Here is a 4,430-nt window from a genome sequence, read left to right as displayed (position 1 = left end):
AACCTGAGCAACAACTGCGAGTTTAAAGCCTAAAGTGTAATCACGCTGGGTTCGTTTGATCTTTGATTCACTTGATGAGTTCATTGATAAGTCTCCAATGTGTCAACTTATCTCAGGACGGGACAATATGAAGAAAAAGGGCTAGCCGTTTTGGCTAGCCCTTAGTTTCATGCCGTACTGCAAAGAAATAGGTTAGTACTCTGGTAGTTCAAATGTTTTTGATAGCTTCTCAATTTCGTTATCGGTGTAGCTTGCGATCTCTTCCATCACCTCACGGGTGAGGTGAGGGCAGAAGCTTTCGATAAAGTCGAGCATGTACTTTTGTAAGAACAGGTTGCGGCTATAGCACAGCCAAGCATCTGAAGCTTCGAATACATCTTCCAGTGGGATATTCACTAGGTCGTCATCGATAACATCGTTAGCGGCGACTTGCGCCACAATGCCAATTCCATAACCTAGCTTCACGTATTTCTTGATAACTTCAACATCCATTACTGTCATGAAGTAATACGGATTGATCCCTTTTTCTTTAAAAGCTTTATCTTGAGCAATGCGGCCAGTCGACCCAGGCTCATAGCTGATCAATGGGTATTCGGCGATATTCTCAATGGTCACTTCCTTACCTGTCGCAAGCGGGTGGTGCTTTGGCACGATTAAGCCAAGGTTCCACTTATAGGCAGGAAGAACGATCACGTCAGAGTCATGTTCTACCTTTTGGGCCACGATAGAAAAATCCGACTGACCACGTTTGATTAAGTGCCCATATTTATCAAGTTGGGAGCTACCAATATGGAATTTGATCTTCGGGTAGCGCTTAACAAACTCATCAACCGTATGAGGGAGTAGGTATCTAGCGATGGTGTTGGTGGTATAGATGTTCAAAAAGCCTTCTTCCGGCTTAATGTGATCATTCACGATAGTTTTAATGCGGCTTTCGATGTCTAGCATCTGGATCGCTTCTTTGATGATCAAATCACCAACAGGGGTAACAGAGCTTAATGACTTCCCTTTACGCTCAAAAATCTTAACACCAAGCTCTTGCTCCAATAGCTTGATTTGCTTGCTGACGCCTGGTTGTGTCGTATACAAAGAATTTGAGGCAAGAGAGATGTTCAAGTTGTTATCGACAACCGCCTTTAAATACTTGAGCTGCTGTAGTTTCATTTGGTATCCCTAAAATCAGCAAAACATTGAATTATAGACATAATGCCTGATTTTTAAGGTTATTGCTTAGAACGAAATGTTATTTTTAATAACTACATCACAATATATATGCGTGTAAATGCTCATTTGAATCATGATTCGATAGGGGCTATCACAAAAAACGGAAAGTAATTAGTTGCTGTTGATTGCTAATGATCTGTTATTGGCATGATTCAAGTAATTTATGTTTGTTTGTCATTCATTGTTTTGAATCAAAGTTACTTAAGTGGCTTTCGTGTTGTGTCAGGCACGTTTAGTTACCTGTGAATTTATAGTCAATGTCACTTTGCGACAACATTCATCAAAACTATTATTTTTTGTGATTGTTGTGTGATTTTAATGTGCAACAAATGTAGGTGAAGGTGTTATCTGCTCGTGTTTATGCTCGTTAAATTAATAATGTGTTGAGAATAAGTGATTTTAGCATCATTTCAAGAATGAATGTTTATAGGCTGTGCTTGGTATTGTTAATACTGTGTTTAAAAGCGCCAAAAATTAATAAGTAATAACTGTTTGTTATTGTCAAAGTGGATTGATATCACAATTTTTCTATCATTCTAGATTATTATTCCTTTCGCGTTATTAACCGCACTTTTCCAAAGGTATTAATTTATGAGTAAACGCTCGGCTATCAAAGTCGCAGCTATAGCAACGATCATTGCGATGGTTGTTATATTTGTCGCACAAAGTGTCATTGGCACAAAAACAATCAGTTTTGGTGAAATCAATATTTCAATTCTTCCTATGCTTTTCGCTGTAACGATTGGCATGATCATTTCATTGAATGTTGTAAGAATTAAAGTTCCGGCTTGGGGTAAGATCTTTACTGAAGAAGAAGAATCATTTTCATCTAAAATGGTCGGTTTCTGCCTGCTGGTACTGGGTACACAGTATGCGGGTATGATCATTCCAAACATCGATATTATTATCGAAGCGGGTATCCCACTTATTTTCCAAGAACTAGGTAACTTGCTACCAATCATTATTGCTATTCCTCTAGCGGTTAAGTTTGGTCTTGGTCGTGAATCAATTGGGGCGTGTTCTTCGATTAGCCGAGAGCCGTCCATTGCAGTGATTCAAGGTAAATACGGCACAGGTACAAAAGAGTACATCGGTGTATTGGCCATCTACTTGTGTGGTTCTGTCATCGGTACACTTTGGTTTAGCGTACTTGGTAGTGTTGGTCCACTAACCGGCATTCACCCACTAGCACTTGCAGCAGGTACAGGCGTAGGTAGCGGTTCTATGTTGAGTGCTGCATCGGGTGCATTGGTAAGTAACTTGTCTCCAGAAATGGCGCACCAAGCGTTGAGTATTGCGGCGGCTTCTAACTTATTGTCATCGGTATTAGGTGCATTATCACTGACCTTTATCGGTATTCCACTAGCAGAGTTTGTGTACAAGATTTGTAAAAAGAAAGAGGTGAGTGATGCAGTCGGTGCTTAATGATATGAAGTTTGTGTTCTTGGCACTATTCCTTGCCATGTTCACGCAAACACTCACTACTGGTATTAGCCTGTTTGATATGTGGGATAGCTTTATTGCGATGTCGATTGTTGTGCTGCTATCACTTATTGCAAAAGAGTACATTAAGTCACCACTGCCGACATTTGCTTATGCGACCATCATTGGTATTTTAATTTGCTTACCTGAAACGGCGGTACGAACTTTCTTCCTAGATTCAATTGGTAAAGTTCAGTTTCTATCTTGTACTGTTCCACTGCTTGCTTTTGCAGGACTTTCAGTGGGCGGTAAAATGGAAGAGCTTAAACAACTATCTTGGAAAATTATTGTATTGTTCCTTGTTGTTGCAACAAGCTGTTTCCTAGGTGCATCGCTTATTGCACAAATTGGTTTCACCATGAAAGGAATTATCTAATGTTGTCGCGTTTTGATATTAATGAAAAACTACTTGAGCTAACCAACTTTAGTATTGAATCCCGCCAGGATTTGCATCGTATTCCTGAATTATCTGGTGAAGAATACAAAACATCAGCATATTGCCGAAAAATCATGGAAGAGTGCGGTTATATGATTAAAACCTACGAGGGTTATACAGGTTTTATTGCTGATTTGATTGTCGATGTTTCTTATAAAACGGTTGCTTTCCGTGCTGATATGGATGCATTGGAAATGGATGACCTTACTGAAAACGATCATAAGTCCTCTCATGAAGGTCGTGCTCATAACTGTGGCCACGATGTTCACATGGCAACCTTGCTGACAGCGGCGAAGTACCTAGCGGCTTACCCAAGTGAGCTAAAACACAATGTACGCTTCATCTTCCAGATGGCTGAAGAAGACATGCGTGTTGATGGTGCGAATAAAATGGTTGAGCTTGGTTGTATGGACGGCGTAAACGAAGTTTATGCTCTTCATAATGACGCGGCACTAGAGTGCGGCTCCGTGAGCATAAACAATGGCATTATGTCTTCATACGGCAGTGCTTGGACGCTAGATATCGAAGGTAAGTCAGCTCACGGTTCAACACCGCACAAAGGGCTAGATGCAATCCGTGAAGGCGCTCGCATTGTAGAAGATATGGATTACGTGGTTGCTAAGCAAACAAACCCATTTTCACCTGCTGTGTTTGTATGCGGTATGTTCAATGGCGGTACGGTACCGAACGCAGTTGCTGCTAATGTCCAAGCTCGCGGTACCATCCGCTCAATGGATAGTGAAACAGACGAAGTGCTACGTAATAGTTTTGAATCCATAGTTGCCCAGAGTAAAATTCGCGGATTCAACACATCAATGACCTATTGTGGCTATCCTGCCATCATCAACCACCCTCAAGCATTTGAACGTGTGGTTCAAGCAGCGGCTTCAGTTGTACCAGCTGATATGTTGAATGCGAATGGCTCACCGATGACGGGGAGTGAAGATTTTAGCTACATGGTTAACGCCACTGAAGACAAGCGTGGTGCGTTTTTCTTCTTGGGCTCGGGAAATAAAGAGAAGGGGATTTGTAATTACCTTCATTCTAACCCGTACTATGTTGACGATCATGCACCGATGGTTGGCGCTCAAATCTTCATTAATATTGCGACCAGCTAATTGCTTCTAGACAATGACTAATTAAGGCCTGGCAACTGTCAGGCCTTTTTTGTTTGCCCAGCAAAGCTGGCAAACCCGTCAGGTTGAAAGAAACCTGAATCGCCCCGACTAAGGGGAAGATAATCCGAATGGCAAGGGCGTTATTGGCCAACGGTAGGGTCTGAAGGAAG

General features: G+C 41.5%; 4 protein-coding genes and 1 pseudogene. 3 read left to right on the top strand and 2 right to left on the bottom strand.

Features of this window, described 5'->3' with window-relative positions:
• Positions 1-192: 192 nt before the first annotated feature.
• Positions 193-1,164, bottom strand: coding sequence for a LysR substrate-binding domain-containing protein (locus C9I98_RS26285; RefSeq protein ID WP_036828552.1), 972 nt, complete (start codon positions 1,162-1,164; stop codon positions 193-195).
• 651 nt (positions 1,165-1,815) lie between these two features.
• On the opposite strand from C9I98_RS26285, the gene C9I98_RS26280 reads away from it, so the two are divergent.
• From C9I98_RS26280 to C9I98_RS26270, 3 genes are read left to right on the top strand one after another with little or no spacing between them, the layout of a single operon-like run.
• A complete protein-coding gene (locus C9I98_RS26280) occupies positions 1,816-2,649 on the top strand; it encodes a DUF3100 domain-containing protein (protein ID WP_036822922.1) in 834 nt (277 codons plus the stop codon).
• A 4-nt stretch (positions 2,650-2,653) separates the two neighbouring features.
• Positions 2,654-3,082 (top strand): hypothetical protein, encoded by a 429-nt coding sequence (locus tag C9I98_RS26275; RefSeq protein ID WP_245907255.1) that lies wholly within the window; start codon positions 2,654-2,656, stop codon positions 3,080-3,082.
• Positions 3,082-4,260: a M20 metallopeptidase family protein gene (locus tag C9I98_RS26270; protein WP_036822928.1), complete on the top strand. Its 1,179-nt coding sequence runs from the start codon at positions 3,082-3,084 to the stop codon at positions 4,258-4,260. The genes C9I98_RS26275 and C9I98_RS26270 overlap by 1 nt, the downstream gene beginning before the upstream one ends.
• Here the strand turns inward: C9I98_RS26270 and C9I98_RS26745 are convergent.
• Positions 4,241-4,430, bottom strand: a pseudogene (locus C9I98_RS26745) (hypothetical protein); the annotation flags it as partial. The gene C9I98_RS26270 and the pseudogene C9I98_RS26745 overlap by 20 nt on opposite strands.

Source organism: Photobacterium sanctipauli (genome assembly GCF_003026495.1).
Taxonomy (GTDB): Bacteria; Pseudomonadota; Gammaproteobacteria; order Enterobacterales; family Vibrionaceae; genus Photobacterium; species Photobacterium sanctipauli.
Note: the sequence above shows the minus strand (reverse complement) of the source record. Positions and strands in the feature narration are given on the sequence as shown.